Annotated in this window: 14 protein-coding genes; 7 read left to right on the top strand and 7 right to left on the bottom strand. The window is 71.4% G+C overall.

Annotated features, from left to right (window positions below; genetic code table 11):
* Complete coding sequence (locus ACIQU6_RS33440) at nucleotides 1-2,316, top strand: glycoside hydrolase family 3 N-terminal domain-containing protein (RefSeq protein WP_403485487.1); 2,316 nt, start codon at nucleotides 1-3, stop codon at nucleotides 2,314-2,316.
* Between the two features lie 24 nt (nucleotides 2,317-2,340).
* Here the strand turns inward: ACIQU6_RS33440 and ACIQU6_RS33445 are convergent, their stop codons facing one another.
* Nucleotides 2,341-2,868, bottom strand: coding sequence for a DUF6624 domain-containing protein (locus tag ACIQU6_RS33445; protein WP_403485488.1), 528 nt, complete (start codon nucleotides 2,866-2,868; stop codon nucleotides 2,341-2,343).
* 185 nt (nucleotides 2,869-3,053) lie between these two features.
* Here ACIQU6_RS33445 and ACIQU6_RS33450 point away from each other — a divergent pair, with 185 nt between their 5' ends.
* Together ACIQU6_RS33450 and ACIQU6_RS33455 are read left to right on the top strand one after the other, a co-directional pair.
* A complete protein-coding gene (locus ACIQU6_RS33450) occupies nucleotides 3,054-3,536 on the top strand; it encodes an Lrp/AsnC family transcriptional regulator (protein ID WP_403485489.1) in 483 nt (160 codons plus the stop codon).
* 3 nt (nucleotides 3,537-3,539) lie between these two features.
* Nucleotides 3,540-4,244, top strand: a complete 705-nt coding sequence (locus ACIQU6_RS33455) for an HAD family hydrolase (protein ID WP_403485490.1) — start codon at nucleotides 3,540-3,542, stop codon at nucleotides 4,242-4,244.
* A 54-nt stretch (nucleotides 4,245-4,298) separates the two neighbouring features.
* Here the strand turns inward: ACIQU6_RS33455 and ACIQU6_RS33460 are convergent, their stop codons facing one another.
* The gene (locus tag ACIQU6_RS33460) at nucleotides 4,299-5,372 is read right to left on the bottom strand and encodes a sugar ABC transporter substrate-binding protein (protein WP_403485499.1); all 1,074 of its coding nucleotides are present in this window, start codon (nucleotides 5,370-5,372) and stop codon (nucleotides 4,299-4,301) included.
* Nucleotides 5,373-5,621: 249 nt separating this feature from the next.
* Between ACIQU6_RS33460 and ACIQU6_RS33465 the strand changes: the two genes are divergently transcribed.
* On the top strand, nucleotides 5,622-6,509 hold the full coding sequence (locus tag ACIQU6_RS33465) for a phenylalanine 4-monooxygenase (RefSeq protein WP_403485491.1): 888 nt from the start codon (nucleotides 5,622-5,624) through the stop codon (nucleotides 6,507-6,509).
* A 345-nt stretch (nucleotides 6,510-6,854) separates the two neighbouring features.
* A complete protein-coding gene (locus tag ACIQU6_RS33470) occupies nucleotides 6,855-7,583 on the top strand; it encodes a hypothetical protein (RefSeq protein ID WP_403485492.1) in 729 nt (242 codons plus the stop codon).
* 551 nt (nucleotides 7,584-8,134) lie between these two features.
* Here the strand turns inward: ACIQU6_RS33470 and ACIQU6_RS33475 are convergent.
* Both ACIQU6_RS33475 and ACIQU6_RS33480 read right to left on the bottom strand, forming a co-directional pair.
* Complete coding sequence (locus ACIQU6_RS33475) at nucleotides 8,135-8,887, bottom strand: PP2C family protein-serine/threonine phosphatase (RefSeq protein ID WP_403485493.1); 753 nt, start codon at nucleotides 8,885-8,887, stop codon at nucleotides 8,135-8,137.
* Between the two features lie 77 nt (nucleotides 8,888-8,964).
* Nucleotides 8,965-10,107 carry a site-2 protease family protein gene (locus ACIQU6_RS33480; protein ID WP_403485494.1) on the bottom strand — a complete coding sequence of 381 codons (1,143 nt, stop codon included), beginning with the start codon at nucleotides 10,105-10,107 and terminating at the stop codon, nucleotides 8,965-8,967.
* A gap of 233 nt (nucleotides 10,108-10,340) precedes the next feature.
* Here ACIQU6_RS33480 and ACIQU6_RS33485 point away from each other — a divergent pair, with 233 nt between their 5' ends.
* Nucleotides 10,341-10,628: a hypothetical protein gene (locus ACIQU6_RS33485; protein WP_403485495.1), complete on the top strand. Its 288-nt coding sequence runs from the start codon at nucleotides 10,341-10,343 to the stop codon at nucleotides 10,626-10,628.
* A 292-nt stretch (nucleotides 10,629-10,920) separates the two neighbouring features.
* Here the strand turns inward: ACIQU6_RS33485 and ACIQU6_RS33490 are convergent, their stop codons facing one another.
* The 3 genes from ACIQU6_RS33490 to ACIQU6_RS33500 all read right to left on the bottom strand — a co-directional run bounded on the left by ACIQU6_RS33490 (nucleotide 10,921) and on the right by ACIQU6_RS33500 (nucleotide 14,276).
* Entirely contained in the window at nucleotides 10,921-11,361 is a 441-nt protein-coding gene (locus ACIQU6_RS33490) for an SRPBCC family protein (RefSeq protein WP_274912075.1), read from the bottom strand.
* Nucleotides 11,362-11,647: 286 nt separating this feature from the next.
* A complete protein-coding gene (locus ACIQU6_RS33495) occupies nucleotides 11,648-12,811 on the bottom strand; it encodes a PP2C family protein-serine/threonine phosphatase (RefSeq protein WP_403485496.1) in 1,164 nt (387 codons plus the stop codon).
* Between the two features lie 772 nt (nucleotides 12,812-13,583).
* Nucleotides 13,584-14,276 carry an RraA family protein gene (locus ACIQU6_RS33500; RefSeq protein WP_403485497.1) on the bottom strand — a complete coding sequence of 231 codons (693 nt, stop codon included), beginning with the start codon at nucleotides 14,274-14,276 and terminating at the stop codon, nucleotides 13,584-13,586.
* Between the two features lie 229 nt (nucleotides 14,277-14,505).
* Between ACIQU6_RS33500 and ACIQU6_RS33505 the strand changes: the two genes are divergently transcribed.
* The gene (locus ACIQU6_RS33505) at nucleotides 14,506-14,925 is read left to right on the top strand and encodes a TetR/AcrR family transcriptional regulator (RefSeq protein WP_403485498.1); all 420 of its coding nucleotides are present in this window, start codon (nucleotides 14,506-14,508) and stop codon (nucleotides 14,923-14,925) included.
* Nucleotides 14,926-14,965 lie beyond the last annotated feature (40 nt).

The raw sequence follows: 14,965 nt of genomic DNA on the forward strand, positions 1-14,965 counted from the left end.
ATGGGTGGGCTGCGACGTCGTTCCCTACTGGCCGCCGCGGGCGGAACCGCGGCGACCACCGGTCTGGCGAACGCCGGAGCGGCCCGGGCGCAGCCGCCTCCCCGGGCCGCGCAGGCGGGGGCCGCTCCCGCCGCCGAGACCGCCCCGCGCCGGCCCGGGCCGTACGACCGCAAGGTCGATGACCTGCTGGCCCGTATGACTGTCGAAGAGAAGCTGGGGCAGTTGCAGCAGCTCCCGTGGGTCTACGACACCGGGCCGGGCGGGCCGGGCACGAAGGCCGTCGAAGAGGCCGCCCGCAAGGGGCAGTTGGGCTCGGTGCTGAACATCTTCGGCGCGCGGACCTGCAACGCCCTCCAGCGGATCGCCGTCGAGGAGTCGCGGCTGGGCATCCCGCTGCTGTACGGGCTCGATGTGATCCACGGCTTCTGGACCACGTTCCCCATCCCGCTGGCCCAGGCGGCCAGTTTCGATCCGCGGGTGGCGGCGCGGGACGCGGAGGTGTCCGCCGCGGAGGCCCGCTCCAACGGGGTGCACTGGACCTTCGCCCCGATGATGGACGTGACGCGCGAGCCGCGCTGGGGCCGGATCGCCGAGGGCAACGGCGAGGACCCGTATCTGGCGTCGGTGTTCGCCGCCGCCAAGGTGCGTGGCTACCAGGGCGACCGGCTCTCCGCCGGGGACCGGATCGCGGCCTGCGCCAAGCACTTCGTGGCGTACGGGGGCGCCGAGGGCGGGCGCGACTACAACACCGTGGACGTGTCGGAGTCCCGGCTGCGGAACCTCTATCTGCCGCCGTTCAAGGCCGCGTTGGACGCCGGGGCGGCGACCGTGATGGCGTCGTTCAACCTCGTCGGCGGGGTCCCGGCGCACGCCAATCCGCACACCCTCACCGACGTTCTCAAGCGGGAGTGGGGCTTCGACGGGATGGTGGTGAGCGACTGGAACGGCGTGCAGGAGCTGCTCCCGCACGGGGTCGCGGAGGACGGCGCGGACGCCGCGCGGCTCGCGCTGAACGCCGGCGTCGACATGGAGATGACCAGCACCACCCTGGTCACCCACGGCAAGCGGCTCCTCCGGGAGGGCCGGATCGAGGCACGCCGACTGGACGACGCGGTCGCCCGCGTGCTGCGGTTGAAGTACGCGCTGGGGCTGTTCGCGCACCCGTACGTCGACGAGGCGAAGGCGATCGGCGAGCCGTCCGCCGCGGCGCGGGCGGCGGCCCGGGCGGCGGCGGGCCGGTCGATGGTGCTGCTCAAGAACGACCGGGGGGTGCTGCCGCTGCGCGGCTCGGTCCGGTCGCTCGCGGTGGTGGGCCCGTTCGGCGACTCCACCGACCTGTTGGGGACGTGGGTGCTGCCGGCGGCGGCCGAGAAGTTCCCGGCCGGGACGGTGCTGGACGCGGTGCGCGGGGCGGTGCCGGGCGGCACGGTCCGGCACGCCCGCGGCGTCGATCCGCAGGGCGACGACGTGCGCGGCATCCCGGAGGCGGTCGCGGCGGCCACCGCCTCCGAGGCCACCGTCGTGGTGGTGGGCGAACCGGCGGCGCTCAGCGGGGAGGCGTCCGCGCGCAGCGACATCGGGCTGCCGGGGGCGCAACAGCGGCTGGTCGAGGCGATCGCCGGGACCGGCCGGCCGTTCGTGGTGGTGCTGGTCGGCGGGCGGCCGCCGACCATCGGCGGCTGGGTGGACCGCGCCCCGGCCGTGGTCCTGGCCTGGCACCCCGGCATCGAGGGCGGCAACGCCCTCGCCGATGTGCTGTTCGGCAAGGTGAACCCCGGCGGCAAGCTGCCGGTCTCGCTCCCGCGGTCGGTCGGCCAACTCCCCATCCACTACAACCACGAGAACACCGGCCGCCCCTACAACCCCAACGACAAGTTCACGTCGAAGTACCTCGACCTCCCGGACGGGCCCCTCTTCCCGTTCGGGTACGGCCTGAGCTACACCACCTTCCGCACCGGCGCGCCCCGGCTCGGCAGCGCGCGGATCGCGGCCGACGCGCTGCGCGCGGGCGACTCCGTCGAGGTCACCGCGACCGTCACCAACACCGGCTCCCGGGCCGGCGACGAGGTCGTCCAGCTCTACGTCCACGACCGGGCCGCCAGCATCGCCCAACCGGTGCGCCGGCTAACGGGCTTCCAACGGGTGACGCTGGCGCCGGGCGCGAGCCGGACGGTGCGGTTCCGGCTGGCGGCCGAGGACCTGGGGTTCTGGAGCAACGCCCCGCACGGCGAGTTCCGGTTGGAGCCAGGCGCCATCGACGTCTACGTGGGCGGCAGTTCGGCCGCCGAGGGCAAGGCCACACTGACCGTGACCTGACCGGAGCCGGGCGCGCCGGGGCGCTCAGGCGAACCGGGCGACGTACTCGTCGAAGGGCGGGATGCCCACCTCGGTGCGCCGCCGGTCCATCTCCTCGGGGTGCTCGCAGGGCCACGGGATCGGCGCGCCATCCCGGACGCCGGCGATCTGGGTGCCGTAGCGCTGCTCGCGGCCCTCGTTGACCCGGGTGCGGTCGTGCAGGAAGGCCAGGTCGCGGGGGGCCGCGAGGCCGTCGGCGACGGCGCGTTCCAGCAGCCGCAGCGCGCGGCGCTGGACGTCCAGTTGACGGTCGGCGTGCTGGGCGACCAACCAGGCCGCGCGGGCCGCGTCCGGGCCGAAGCGGTCCGCGGTGGGCCAGCCGTGGGCGTCCAGGATCTCGGTGAGGCGGTCGGCGTGCCGGGCGGTGAGCCGGCGCCAGGCCAACTGGTCGGCGAAGTCCGGGGCGTTGGCACGGGCCGTGGCCGCGTGGTCCGCGGCGGCCATCGCGACCAGTTCGGCCGCCACCGCGGTCAGGTCGTCGTCGGTGTGGGGCGCGGGTGCGTCGTGCGTCATCAGTGCTCCAGGGGTCGGCGGGGCCCTGCGTCGGGTCGGGCGCCTCCAACCTAAAGCGGCCAATCGGCACGAAAGATCGTCCTTGGGTACGGTGACGGGAGGGGCCGCGCGGCCGCATAATGGATCTACCCCGCGCGCCCCGACCGTCGTTTCGACACCGTCGACCTCAAGGAGGCCGTGGGCCGATGGCCGTGGACGCACTGGACGCGAAGATCCTGAAACTGCTGTTGGAGCAGCCGCGGACGAGCGTGCGGGAGTACGCCCGGGTGCTGGGGGTCGCCCGCGGGACGGTGCAGGCGCGCCTGGACCGCCTGGAGCGGGACGGGGTCATCACCGCCTACAGCCCGCGGCTCTCCCCCGCCGCGCTGGACCACCCGGTGCTGGCCTTCGTGCACATCGAGGTGACACAGGGGCACCTGGAGGAGGTCGCCACCGCGCTGGCCGAAGTGCCGCAGATCATCGAGGCGTTCTCGACGACCGGCGGCGGCGATCTGCTGACGCGGGTGGTGGCCCGGGACGCGGCACACCTGGAGGACGTGATCCAGCGGTTGATCAAGCTCCCGGGCGTGGTCCGCACGCGGACGGAGGTGGCGCTGCGCGAGCGGGTGCCGCACCGGATGCTGCCGCTGGTCGAGTCCGTGGGCGGCACGGCCGCGCAGGCGGGCTGAGCGATGACGGACGGCACGGCGGGCGGGCCCGCACCGGTGATCTTCGACCTCGACGGGACGCTGGTGGACAGCGAGCCCAACTACTTCGAGGCCGGGCGGCGGGTGTTGGCCGGGTACGGCGTCACGGACTTCACCTGGGAACACCATCTGCGCTTCATCGGGATCGGCACCCGCGAGACGCTGACGGCGCTGGCGCGGGAGTACCGCATCGACGCCCCGGTGGAGGAGCTGCTGGCCGGGAAGAACCGCGCCTATCTGGAGCTGGCCCGGGCCGGCACGGACGTGTTCCCGCAGATGCGGGAGCTGGTGGTGCGACTGGCCGGGGCCGGGCATCCGATGGCGGTGGCGTCCGGCTCGTCGCGGGCCGCGATCGAGGCCGTGCTGGCCGGGACGGGGCTGGACGCGCTGTTGACCACGGTGGTGTCGGCGGAGGAGGTGCCGCACGGCAAGCCCGCGCCCGACGTGTTCCTGGAGGCCGCGCGCCGGCTGGGGGCCGAACCCGCAGCGTGCGTGGTGGTGGAGGACGCCGCGCCCGGGGTGTTGGCGGCGCGGCGGGCCGGGATGCGGTGCATCGCGGTGCCCTACGTGTCCGGGAGCGTCGGCGATCCGGCCTTCGCCGGCGCGGGGTTGATGTTCCCCGGTGGGCAGCGGGAGTTCACCGCGCGGGCGGCGTACGCGTGGATCGACGGGGCGGACCGCTCGGCGTGACCGGTGCGCCCGGGGCCGGCCGGGTCGGTGCGCGCCGACCGGCCCCGAGGCGGCTCAGCCGATGCCGGCGGAGGCGCACTGCGCGGCCAGGGCGGGGGTGCAGAGCAGGTCGCTGCGCACCACGCCGTCCCGGACGACGGTGTCCTTGAGGTTGTCCTTGGTGACCAGGGTGGCCTTGAACAGCTTCGCCGGAATGTCGGACCTGCTGTGGTTCGCGGCGGTGGTGGAGGCGAGGGTGGAGATGCTCTGGCCGCGCAGCAGCCGGAAGGCCAGTTCCGCGGCGGTCTCCGCCTCCGGCCGCACTTCCTTGTAAACAGTGAACGCCTGGGTGCCGTCCAACAGCCTCTGCAGTGCGGGAAGTTCGGCGTCCTGGCCACCCAGCGGGACATTCTTCACGCCGGCCGACTTCAGCGCCTCGGCGATACCGCCGGCCATGCCGTCATTCGCCGAGTAGACCGCGTCGAAGCCGCGCGGGCCACGGGAGTTGATGACGTCGGCCATCTCCTTCTTCGCGGTCGCCTCGGACCATTCGGGGACGTCCTTCTCGTAGACGATTTTGTGCACCTTGCCGTCGAGGGCGGCGTGTGCGCCCCTCTTGAAGGCCGGGGCGTTGGGGTCGTCCGGGGAGCCGTTGAACATGACGACATCGGCGCTCGCCGCACGCGGTCCGAGCGCGGCGAGAATTGCCTCGCCCTGGAGCCGGCCGATCTTGTCGTTGTCGTAGGAGACATACGCCGCCACGTTGCCCTCGGCGAGTCGGTCGTAGGCGATGACCTGCACGCCCTGACGTGCGGCGGAGTCCACCCACGCCTTGGCGGCCTGGGCGTCGACCGGGTCCAGGACGATGACCTTGACGCCCTTCTTCACCAGGTCGTCGAACTGGGAGTGTTGGGCGTCGACGCTGGACTCGGCGTTTCCGTAGTCCACCTTGCATTGGAGGCAGAGCGCCGCGATGCGCCGGGAAATGATGCGGTGATCGAATTTCTCGTAGCGCGTGGATTTGTTCTCGGGAAGGAGGAGGCCGATGTGGTCCTTCCCCTGGGACGGTTCCTGATGATCGTTTCCGCAGGCCGCCAGCGGCACGGCGAGGGAAAGCGTCAACACGCTGACGAGGACGCCGCGACGCATTGTTGCATTCGTCACATTCACTGCGCCCATTGTCTTCTTCGGCCTCATGAAAAGTACCTCCACAGGGGCCGCCCTGACTCGGCCCATGAATGGCTGAGTGAACGTCACCGAAGCCCCGATCGTCAAGAAACGAAGCAATAATGATGCCGAACACCGTCATGCATTGAGACATTGAAGGCGAAGCGCCCGCCCGCTCCCCGTCCGCCGCCCGAGGTGATCTCCGCCGGGCCCCTGGGCATGGTCAGCGGTATGACTTCGCCACGGAAACGGACCCCCGTCTCCACCGAGGGACGAATGGGCCGCGCGGACGACCACCCCGGGCGCCGCGACCGGGAATACCGACGACGTCGGGACGCCCTGGCGGCCCGCGCCGACAACCACCCGGTGGGGGCGCCGTATCCGGGCGTCGAGTACACCGACGACGAGCACCGGACCTGGCGCACCGTCTACGACGCGCTGCTACCGAAGCACCAGGCGCACGCCTGCCGGCCGGTGTTGGACGCCCTCGCGGACACCGAGATCCCCGCCGACGGGATCCCTCAGCACGCGGACATCACGCCCGGATTGACGGCGCGCACCGGGTTCGCGCTCACGCTGGCCGGCGGGGTGGTACCCAGCGAGCGGTTCCTGGGGGCCATGGAGCACGGCTACTTCCACGCGGTGCAGTTCGTACGCCATCCGGCCGCGCCCCTCTACACCCCCGAACCGGACGTGCTGCACGACGTGTTCGGGCACGGCATCCATCTGTCGTCACCGCGCATCGCCGAGCTGTACCGGATGTTCGGCCGGGCCGCGAACCGGGTCCGGACCGACGAGGCGCTGGACATTCTGAGCCGGGTGTATTGGTACACCCTCGAATTCGGGTTGGTCAGCGAATCCGGCGCACCCAAGGCTTTCGGCGCGGCACTGCTCTCCTCGTACGGCGAGATCGGGGCGCACGACGGGCGAGAAGTGCGCGAACTGGACGCATGTGCCACAGCCAGTACGCAGTACCGCATTTCCAGCTATCAGCCGGTTTTGTTCGCGGCACGCTCCTTCTCCCACCTTGAGGACACAATCGGTACCTTCTGCGCGGAATTCGACGACGACACCGGGCGGCGACTGGGATTGCCGGCACTGCGCCGCGATCGGGGCTAGGGGGCTACTGTCGAGGCTTTTCTCTGACTCTCTGACTCCCTGACTCCCTGACTCCCTGGTCCACTGTCTCCTTCGGCCCTTCGCCCCTCGGGCTCTTCGGCCGTGGGGTCGTTCGGCCCCTGGGACCCTCGGTTCTTCGGCCCGCCGGTTGCTCACCGATGGCCGCCGGCCGTTGACCATCGCCGCTGTTACCGCGGTAGACCGCGCCCGGACGATACGCCCAAATGTCCAATGAGCGGCGGTTAGCCGGGTGTTAGCGGAGCGTCAGCCTGGCGATAGCGGCCCTGGCCAGAGTGGGTGACGTACCAACGAGACAACGGCACCGACCACCCCGGGGGACCCGCAATGAACTCCAACACCACCGTCCGCACCGCTCGTCGCCGCACCCTGCGCATCGCCGCCGCGGCCCTGACCGCGGCGGCCGCCCTTACCCTCACCGCCTGCTCCGGCTCGGACGCCGGCGGCACGAAGCCCGCGGCCCACGTGAGCACCGACACCACCGCCCCCGAGTCCAACGGCACGGGCCCCGCCGCCGGAGCACAGGGCGCCGACGCCTCGGCGGTCCCCGACGCCACGGCCGACACCCGGGCCGAGGCCAAGGCGGGCGCTGAGGGCAAGCGGTCGGGCGGCTCGCACGGCACAACGGCCAAGGCGGGCTCGCCGGTCCGCACCCAGCCGCTGGCGGACGGCAGTAGCAAGGCCGAGATCTACAAGATCGGCGCCCAGCAATACCGCGCCAAGATCGTCAGCCGCGGTTCGGTCCTGGCCACGCTGGAGACGAAGGGCAGCGACACCGGGCTCGACGCCAACGACATGTTCGTCGTGCTCACGTTGGACGGTCAGGTCCACTCCTGGATGGGCGGCGGCCACCAGGGGCCGGGCACCTTCAAGGTCGCGGGCGGCTGGACCGTCAAGGTCACGAAGGTCGGCGAACTGCACTACCGCGCCGACATCATCGGCCACGAGGGCTCGGTGGACGGCACGCTGGAAACGAAGGGGCACGACGACGGGGCCGTCGCCAACGGCATCTACCTGGTGCTCAGCAACGGCGGAGTGCTCAGCGCCCACGCGTGAACACCCGCACGGCTACGGCGGTTAAGCCCCCGTCGGGTGGCGCTTCGGGAGAGGCGGGGGACGGGCGGATCGGGCGGCGGGCCGGACGGCGGGCCGGGGCGGGGGCCGTCGGGTGGCAATTCGGGGCGGGCATCGGCCGGTGACGATTCAGGTCAGAGCGGGTGACCAGATGCCTGCGATCCGGAACCGGGGCGCCCGAGCGACATGTTGAGCCGGGCGTCCCCCAACGGCACTGCGGGGCAGGGACCCGCGGATGGCGTGCCGGAGCGGGCCTCCTCGACTGACGCTTCGGAGCGGAAGTCCGGGCGCTGGGCGGAGTCGAAATCCGGCCAACAACAGGCGAGCAAACGGGAGTTGGCACGAGGGAAAGGGAAGAGGGCGAAGAAGAGGAGGGGAAAGGGGAAGGGGAAGGGGTGCGGAGCCGTGCACGACCGCCCCACGCGGACCCCGTCCGCGCGCTCCGACCCGGCCGAGGTCCGCGCATCATCGGACACCCTCGCCGGTCAACTGACCACGCGCGGTGACCCGTTGAGCCTCCGCGGCCCGGTCCCTCACCCCCCGACCCCGACCAACGCCAACGTGATGTTGTCCGGCGCGCCCGCCTCGATGGCCGCCTTCCACAGCTCGAAGACGGCCCGCCCGCCGTCGTGTTCGTGCAGCACAGCGGCGATCTCCTCCTCCAGGACCGGGTCGGTGAGCCCGTCCGTACACACCACGTAGCGCCGGCCCGTGAGCAGCGGCACGGTACGGACGTGCGGGGTGACCGCGACGAAGCGGCTGGCACCCCCGATCGCCTGGGTCACCAGCGACGTGGTCCGCTGCCCCGCCGGTAGCGGCGGACTGTCGTCCACGCTCACCTGCCGCAGCCCGTCCTCCCCGGCTTCCAGGACCCGACTGTCACCCACGTTGAAGATCAACAAAGCCTCGGGCAGTACGACGGTGCCGGCCACCGTGGTCCCCATCCCGGTCAGTGCCCGGTCCCGCTCGGCCGCCGCGTACACCGCGCGGTTGCACCGGATCACCGCCGCCCGCACCGCCTCCTCGCTGTCCAACGTCGGCCCCAGCGCCGCCAGATGCGCCACGGTCAGCGCGCTGGCGACCTCGCCGCCCGGCTGCCCGCCGATGCCGTCGGCGACCGCCACCACCACCGGGCTGCCCAGCGGGAACATCAGCGTCTGGGGGTTCTCGGTCACCGTGCCGCACAGCGTCCACGGCCCCGCGACCAGGCTGTCCTCGTTGTGCTCCCGGATCAGTCCGGGGTGGCTGAGCGCCGTCACCGTGATGTACTGCGCCGCAGTGTCCATGCCGTCGCTCCCTCGCCGGTCCCTCGTGTTGTGCCCCGCCGGTTACGCTCCGTCCCTCAGTGCTCCGGACATCGACCTCACCCGGTCCCGGCCCCGGTCCGGCCGTCGCGCAGCGTGTGCCGCCGCATCAGCCGGGACACGTCCTTCGCCGTGATGATCCCCACCAGATGCCCGGCGTCCACGACCAGGATGCGCATCCCGGTCCGCAGCGTCACCCGGTCCATCGCCTCGCTCAGCAGATCGCCCGGCGCGGCCACCGCACACTGGGACATCGGTATGGCCACGTCCCGAACCCGCAGCTCCGCCCGCTGGGCGACGGGTATCGACGCCAGCCTGCGGACCTGCACCAGGCCGCTCGGCCGCCCCTCGAAGTCCAGCAGCGGGACGACGGAGTGTCCGGTCGTCACGGCCACCTCGTCGATGAACCGCTGCACCGTCAGCCAGTCCGCCCCGGTCACCACGGGAGCAGACATGGCATCGGCCGCCCGCACCCCGCGCAACGCCGTCTGCATCGCCGCCCGACGCCGTTCGGACCCGGCGACGACCATGATGAACAGCCCGATCAAGGCCAGCCACAGCCCGCTCGGCAACCCGCGCAACACCGCGAACCAGCCGACGGCCACCAGCAGTACGCCCATCACCTGGCCGCCCCGGGACGCCGCGATGTCCGCACGATCCCGGTCCCCGGTGCGCCACCACAGCAGCGCCTGCACCACCCGCCCCCCGTCGAGCGGGACGGCCGGCAGCAGGTTGAACACGCCCAGGAGCACATTGGCCCACCCCAGCCACACCAGCACAACCGCCGGCACCGCCCACAGCGACAGCACATGCAGCCCGAAGCCGGCCCCCAGCGCGATTCCCCCGATGAGCAGGCTGGTGAGCGGTCCGCTGATGGCGACCGCGAAGGCCGCGGCCGCGGTCTGCGGCCGCCCCATCCGGGTCATCCCGCCCAGCGCCCACAGGGTCACGTCCTCGACGGATATCTGCTTCCGCCGCGCGATCGCGGCATGCGCCGTCTCGTGCAGCAGCAGACTGCCAGTGAGCAACGCGGCCCCGACGACCCCGGCCAGGGCATAGACGACAGCGGAACGTCCCGGGGCGATCACCGGCAGCGTCTGCCGCCCGAGGCCGTACGCGAAGAGCACCACCAGCAGGGGCACGCTCCAGTGCATCCGCAGCGGCACCCCGACCACACGTCCGATCCGGACCGAGCCGTTCATCGCCGTCTCCCGCCGGCCCGGGCACTGGTTCCTCCGGGCGGGGCCTCACGCCCCGCGCTCCGTGGACCGCCCGGCGCGGCACTCACCACAATTGTCGCTCGCCGCCCCGCCACCGGCGGTGGTCCTCCCCACCGGCCCGCACCCCGGCACCGAACTAATCTGGAGGTGCGGTCGCTCGTGCGGCGACCGTCGTCGCGGAATGCGCACCGCCCCGGACGCGGGAGGCGAGGACCATGGGACGCAGCCACCACTTCCACCTCGACCAGGGCGGCCACTCGATCACCGTGAACGTCGGCCCCGGCCGCGAGGGCGAGATAGAACTCCTGGTCAACGGCAAGGTCGTCGCCTACCAGCGGGAACACGGCCCCGGCCTGAACCTGCTGACCGGCGAACTCCCCGACGAGCCCGTCCGGATCTTCCGGGTCCGTATCCGCGAGCCCCGGCTCGTCCCCATCGCACCGCGCTGCACCCTCGAACTCGACGGGGTGGAACACCCCATGCCAGAACGCCATCTCGTCTGACCCCACGTCGAAACACAGATCGAAACCCACGCCCAAGCCCCCTCTACAACGACGTCGTCGGCCGCTACGCCACATCCCTATGAGTACGTCTGTCTCTACCGAACCCGGACCCTACGAGCGCGTCACCACAGCCACGTGCGTCCCTACGGCCACGTGCCTCCGCACGCCGCCCGGCCAAGGGCGCGCATCGTCGCCGCCCGGCCTCTCGTTCGGCTGCTGACGGCGAACACCCAGTAGCGCCGCCGACGTTGACCGCTTCCGTTCCCCCTCCCCCTCCTCCCTCACTCCGCGCTCACTTGGCCTTGCCCTCCGCTTCCACCAGTTCCTTGAACTGCTGAAGATCGCTGCGTACGCCCCGCTCGATCGCGACGGCCTGCGCGAACCCCTGGGGCCCGCCGAAGCTCTCCTTGATCGTGCCCGGGTCGTACTCGAACCGGGCCTGGAGCCGGGTGTGCCCCCGGTCGATGGGCAGCAGCGAGAACGTCCCCGCCAGGTCGGGTCCGCTCGTGGTCTGCCACGTCATCACGTTCTCCATCTCCCGGTCGACGATCTCGACCTCGAACTCCTGCGCCCGGCCGCCCGCGTCGACGTCCAGGTGCGCCCGTCGCTCGCCCTCCGGCCTGGCCTGCCGGACGCCGTTCAGGAACCGTGGATAGCTCTCCGCGCGATGCAGGCAATCCCAGGCCGTTTCGAGCGGAACACCGATGTCGATGTGTTCTTCGAGAGTGCTCATCGGACACCTCACAGCTTGCTTCGCACCCCCCTTGTTACGTTTCCAGGTTCCTCCGCCCAGCGGCCGGAAGCGACCCGAGTCCGAACCCGCCCTGTGCCCCCATCTCCCCTTCCTCTCCCCCGGCCCTGTCCTCCTCCCCCTCCCCCTCTCCCTCCCGCTCTCCTCCGCTCGTCTCTCCTGGTGCCCGCTTCTCCTCACCACCCCGCCTTGCTCTCTGGGGACGGGGACGCCCCATCGACGTACCGGCGGCCTTTGCCACCGCACCGGCGACCGACAGTCCCGAGTACTACTCCGGCCCCTCGGCGCGCGGTGCGATCGCGAGGATCGCCACGTCGTCGTGGAGGGTGCGCGTGTGGCGGGGCAGATCGGCGTTGAGGAAGTCGATGACATCGGCCGGCCCTGGGGCCGGCCGGCCACCGAACCGCTGGATGAGGCGATCCAGCAGCGGATAGAACACCCCGGTGTGGTCCCGGGCCTCGATCAACCCGTCAGTGCAGAGCAGCAGCACATCGCCGCGGGCGAAGCGGTGCGTGTACGACACCGGTGGCTCCGCGGACAACCCACCCAGTCCCAGCGGCAGGGCGGGCGGCCCGGTAAGCGCGGTCACCTCCCCTCCCGAGATCAGCACCGGCTCGATGTGCCCGTGGTTGATGATCGTCACTTGCTGGGCCCGGGCGTCGTACTCGATCAGGGCCGCGGTCACGAAGAGCTCGTCGTCGGGGATCTCCGCCGCCTCGTGGGCCAACCGCCGCTCCATCCGGGCGGCCACCGCCAGCAGGTCCCCGGGGTCGTAGGCCGCCTCGCGGAAGCTGCCGAGGATGTCGGCGACCGTACGAACCGCCTGGAGCCCCTTGCCGCGGACGTCGCCGATGATGGCCCGCTCGCCGGCCTGCGTGGCACGGATGTCGTAGAGGTCCCCGCCCACCATGGTGCCGATCTCTCCGGACCGGTAGAGACCGGCCGCCAACACCTTGCCGACCCGGTGCGGAACCGGCCGCAGCAGGGTCCGCATCAGCGCCTCGGCCACCGAGTTGACGCGTACCAGGTGCCGCTGCTGCCTCCGCCGGTACCCGGCCAGCGCCACGCCCATGATCCCCACGACGAGGGTGGAGATATACGTCGCTACATAGTGATTCCCCCACAGTTGATGGATGTTGTGGCCCGTGCAGCACGGGGTGCCCGCGAGCACGCCCTCCAGGGCGACGGCGAAGACGGTGACCACGGCGACGCCTACCGGGCCGTGGGTGAAGGCCGCGAGCACCGGCACGGCGATCAGCAGGGAGCTGACCGCCCACTGCGTGGGCGTCACGAACTCCAGTAGCAACACGATCAGGACGTAGAGGGCGGGCAACCAGCGCATCCAGGCGGGAACCGTCGGCGCCTCGAAGCCGTTGCTGTCCACCAGTCCGGAGAGCCGCTGGGTCGGCCGGCGGCGGCCCGACTGATTCACGACGGCGGCTCCCGCCGCGCCGCGGGGACCGGACTCGTCAACGCCGTCACCCTCGTCTTCCGCGCCACCGCTCAACGACCCATTCACGCGACCTGTTCAACAGGGGCTCCCGCCGTGGACTCCTGTTACGACCGTGCTCAAGGTCCACAGCCTGACGCCCCCGAACAGCCAACCCGACGATTACGCCATCGGCGGCATGTCACCTCCCCTCGGCCGCCGTACAGACCCCGGTGTTGTCAGGCCGCTGATCCCTACCAGGTCTCACCGTCGTCGGTCCGGCGGCGCCCGCATGGCCAAGCTCCGTGTGGGGGAGGTGGGCGCGGATGCACGGTGTGCGGGATGCGCGGGTGTTCGTGCTCGGGATGGTGAAGCGGTGGGGTGGGTGGGGGCGAGCCGCTGGGAGAGGTGTGAAGTCCCGTCGGATGGGGTGGAGTTGTGAAATGTGGTCGATGTTGATGCTGCGATCGGTGTGGTCGGTGTGGTCGGCATTGCTGGGGCGGGCAGCGTTGTTGGCGTGAGTGGCGCGGGCGATGTTGTGGGGATCGCTTGGCGCGCTTCGGTGTTGATCATGATGCTCCCTCCATCGGGCATGGGGCGTTCGGCGTCGGATGGTGGATGAGTGCGTCGGGCGGGTGCGCTCGCCGTGCCCGACGCATTCCACTGTCCGCGATCCGGCGGCCGTTGACGTCAACCCGTGGGTGGTAGCGCGAAATCAACCCCTGGTCGTACGGGGAGCGCGGCCGCATGCCGGAGGTTGAGGGCCGGCCGTCGGCTACTCCTCCACGGCTCCGCCGATGCGTCGGAGGTGCTGTCGGAACGAGTAGCTCGGGTCGGCGGCGCGGCGGGCGAGGTAGTCATCGAAGGCGGTCTGCCGACGGAGGGGCTCGCCCGCGCGGATCTTGCGGGCCTGTTCCCGCTCGGTCTCCCAGATCGTGCGGGCCGTGTCCAGCACGGCCGCGGCGCGATCCGCGGGGACGAACAGCACGCCGTCGTCGTCACCGAAGACCGCGTCCCCGGCGGTGACCCGGTGGGGGCCGAAGCGCGCGCTGACCAGGGCGTCCGGTTCCCGGTCGGCGAGTCGGACCGGGCCCGGCGCCAGGTGGCCGTAGCTGAACACCGGCAGGCCGATCTCCACCAGTTCCGGGGTGTCCCGGTGCAGCCCCCAGACCACCACGCCGGCCAGCCCCGCGGCGCGTGCTTCGAGGGCCAGCAAGTCGCCTACGCACGCCTCGTCCTGGCGGCCGCCGTTGTCGATGACCAGGACGTCGCCGGGCCGGGAGTCGGTGAACGCTTCCAGGAAGATGTCGACGCTCCCGTAGTGCCGGGCGGGCAGCGCGCGTCCGGCGACCCGGTGGCCGGGAACCACGGCCCCGATTCCGGGCGGCGCGGCGCGCAGCGGTACGCCGAGCCGCACGCAGGCGTCGGCCACCAAGGGCGTGGACAGTTCGGCGAACAACGTGAACACGGCGTTCTCCTCGGGTCGGTCCCGTCGCTGCCTCGGTTCGGTCGGCGCGGGGTGCGGCGAACGGTGCCATGATCCCCGGCCGTTCGGGCCCCGTACAGGTTCGGCGCCCAACTCCCTTGGCGTCTCCCGCGCGTGGCCGAATTCCGCCTACCGACCCGGCAGTTCCGGCCGTACTTTGACCCCGTGACCAGATTCGAAATCTGGTCACGAACGGGGAAGGAGCGGGGACTTGGAACGGGCCGAACGCGGTCAGCGCATCCTGGAGGTGGCCGGAGGGCTGCTGCTCGCCTGGGGATACCGGCGGGTGACGATCGACGAGATCGCCCGGCGGGCCAAGGTCGGCAAGGGCACGGTCTATCTGCACTGGAAGACCAAGGACTCGCTGTTGCTGGCCGTCGTGCTCAACGTCAAATGGCGCAGCCAGCGGCAGCACCTGACCCGCATGCGGTCCGATCCGCTGGAGATCCTGCCGAGCCGGACGATGCGCAGTTACTACGGCGACTTCCTCAAGGAGCCGGTGCTGCGTGCCGTGCACACCGAGGACGTCGATATCCTCGGCCGGCTCAGCGACACCGCAAAAAAGGAATTCGCTGACCTGGAGCCTTTTTCACGTGTAGATCATGAGGGTGAGGATGGCTGCGGCGACTGACGTGAGCTTGTTCGGGCTGATGCGGGCGTGGCGGAAGATC

Source organism: Streptomyces sp. NPDC090442, from assembly GCF_044769405.1.
In the GTDB taxonomy this organism is placed as follows: domain Bacteria; phylum Actinomycetota; class Actinomycetes; order Streptomycetales; family Streptomycetaceae; genus Streptomyces.

Bases quoted from the DNA above. Each gene is read 5' to 3' on its own strand.
- ACIQU6_RS33440 (WP_403485487.1), top strand. From the start codon at position 1: ATGGGTGGGCTGCGACGTCGTTCCCTACTGGCCGCCGCGGGCGGAACC.
- ACIQU6_RS33445 (WP_403485488.1), bottom strand. From the start codon at position 2,868: ATGACGCACGACGCACCCGCGCCCCACACCGACGACGACCTGACCGCG.
- ACIQU6_RS33450 (WP_403485489.1), top strand. From the start codon at position 3,054: ATGGCCGTGGACGCACTGGACGCGAAGATCCTGAAACTGCTGTTGGAG.
- ACIQU6_RS33455 (WP_403485490.1), top strand. From the start codon at position 3,540: ATGACGGACGGCACGGCGGGCGGGCCCGCACCGGTGATCTTCGACCTC.
- ACIQU6_RS33460 (WP_403485499.1), bottom strand. From the start codon at position 5,372: ATGCGTCGCGGCGTCCTCGTCAGCGTGTTGACGCTTTCCCTCGCCGTG.
- ACIQU6_RS33465 (WP_403485491.1), top strand. From the start codon at position 5,622: ATGACTTCGCCACGGAAACGGACCCCCGTCTCCACCGAGGGACGAATG.
- ACIQU6_RS33470 (WP_403485492.1), top strand. From the start codon at position 6,855: ATGAACTCCAACACCACCGTCCGCACCGCTCGTCGCCGCACCCTGCGC.
- ACIQU6_RS33475 (WP_403485493.1), bottom strand. From the start codon at position 8,887: ATGGACACTGCGGCGCAGTACATCACGGTGACGGCGCTCAGCCACCCC.
- ACIQU6_RS33480 (WP_403485494.1), bottom strand. From the start codon at position 10,107: ATGAACGGCTCGGTCCGGATCGGACGTGTGGTCGGGGTGCCGCTGCGG.
- ACIQU6_RS33485 (WP_403485495.1), top strand. From the start codon at position 10,341: ATGGGACGCAGCCACCACTTCCACCTCGACCAGGGCGGCCACTCGATC.
- ACIQU6_RS33490 (WP_274912075.1), bottom strand. From the start codon at position 11,361: ATGAGCACTCTCGAAGAACACATCGACATCGGTGTTCCGCTCGAAACG.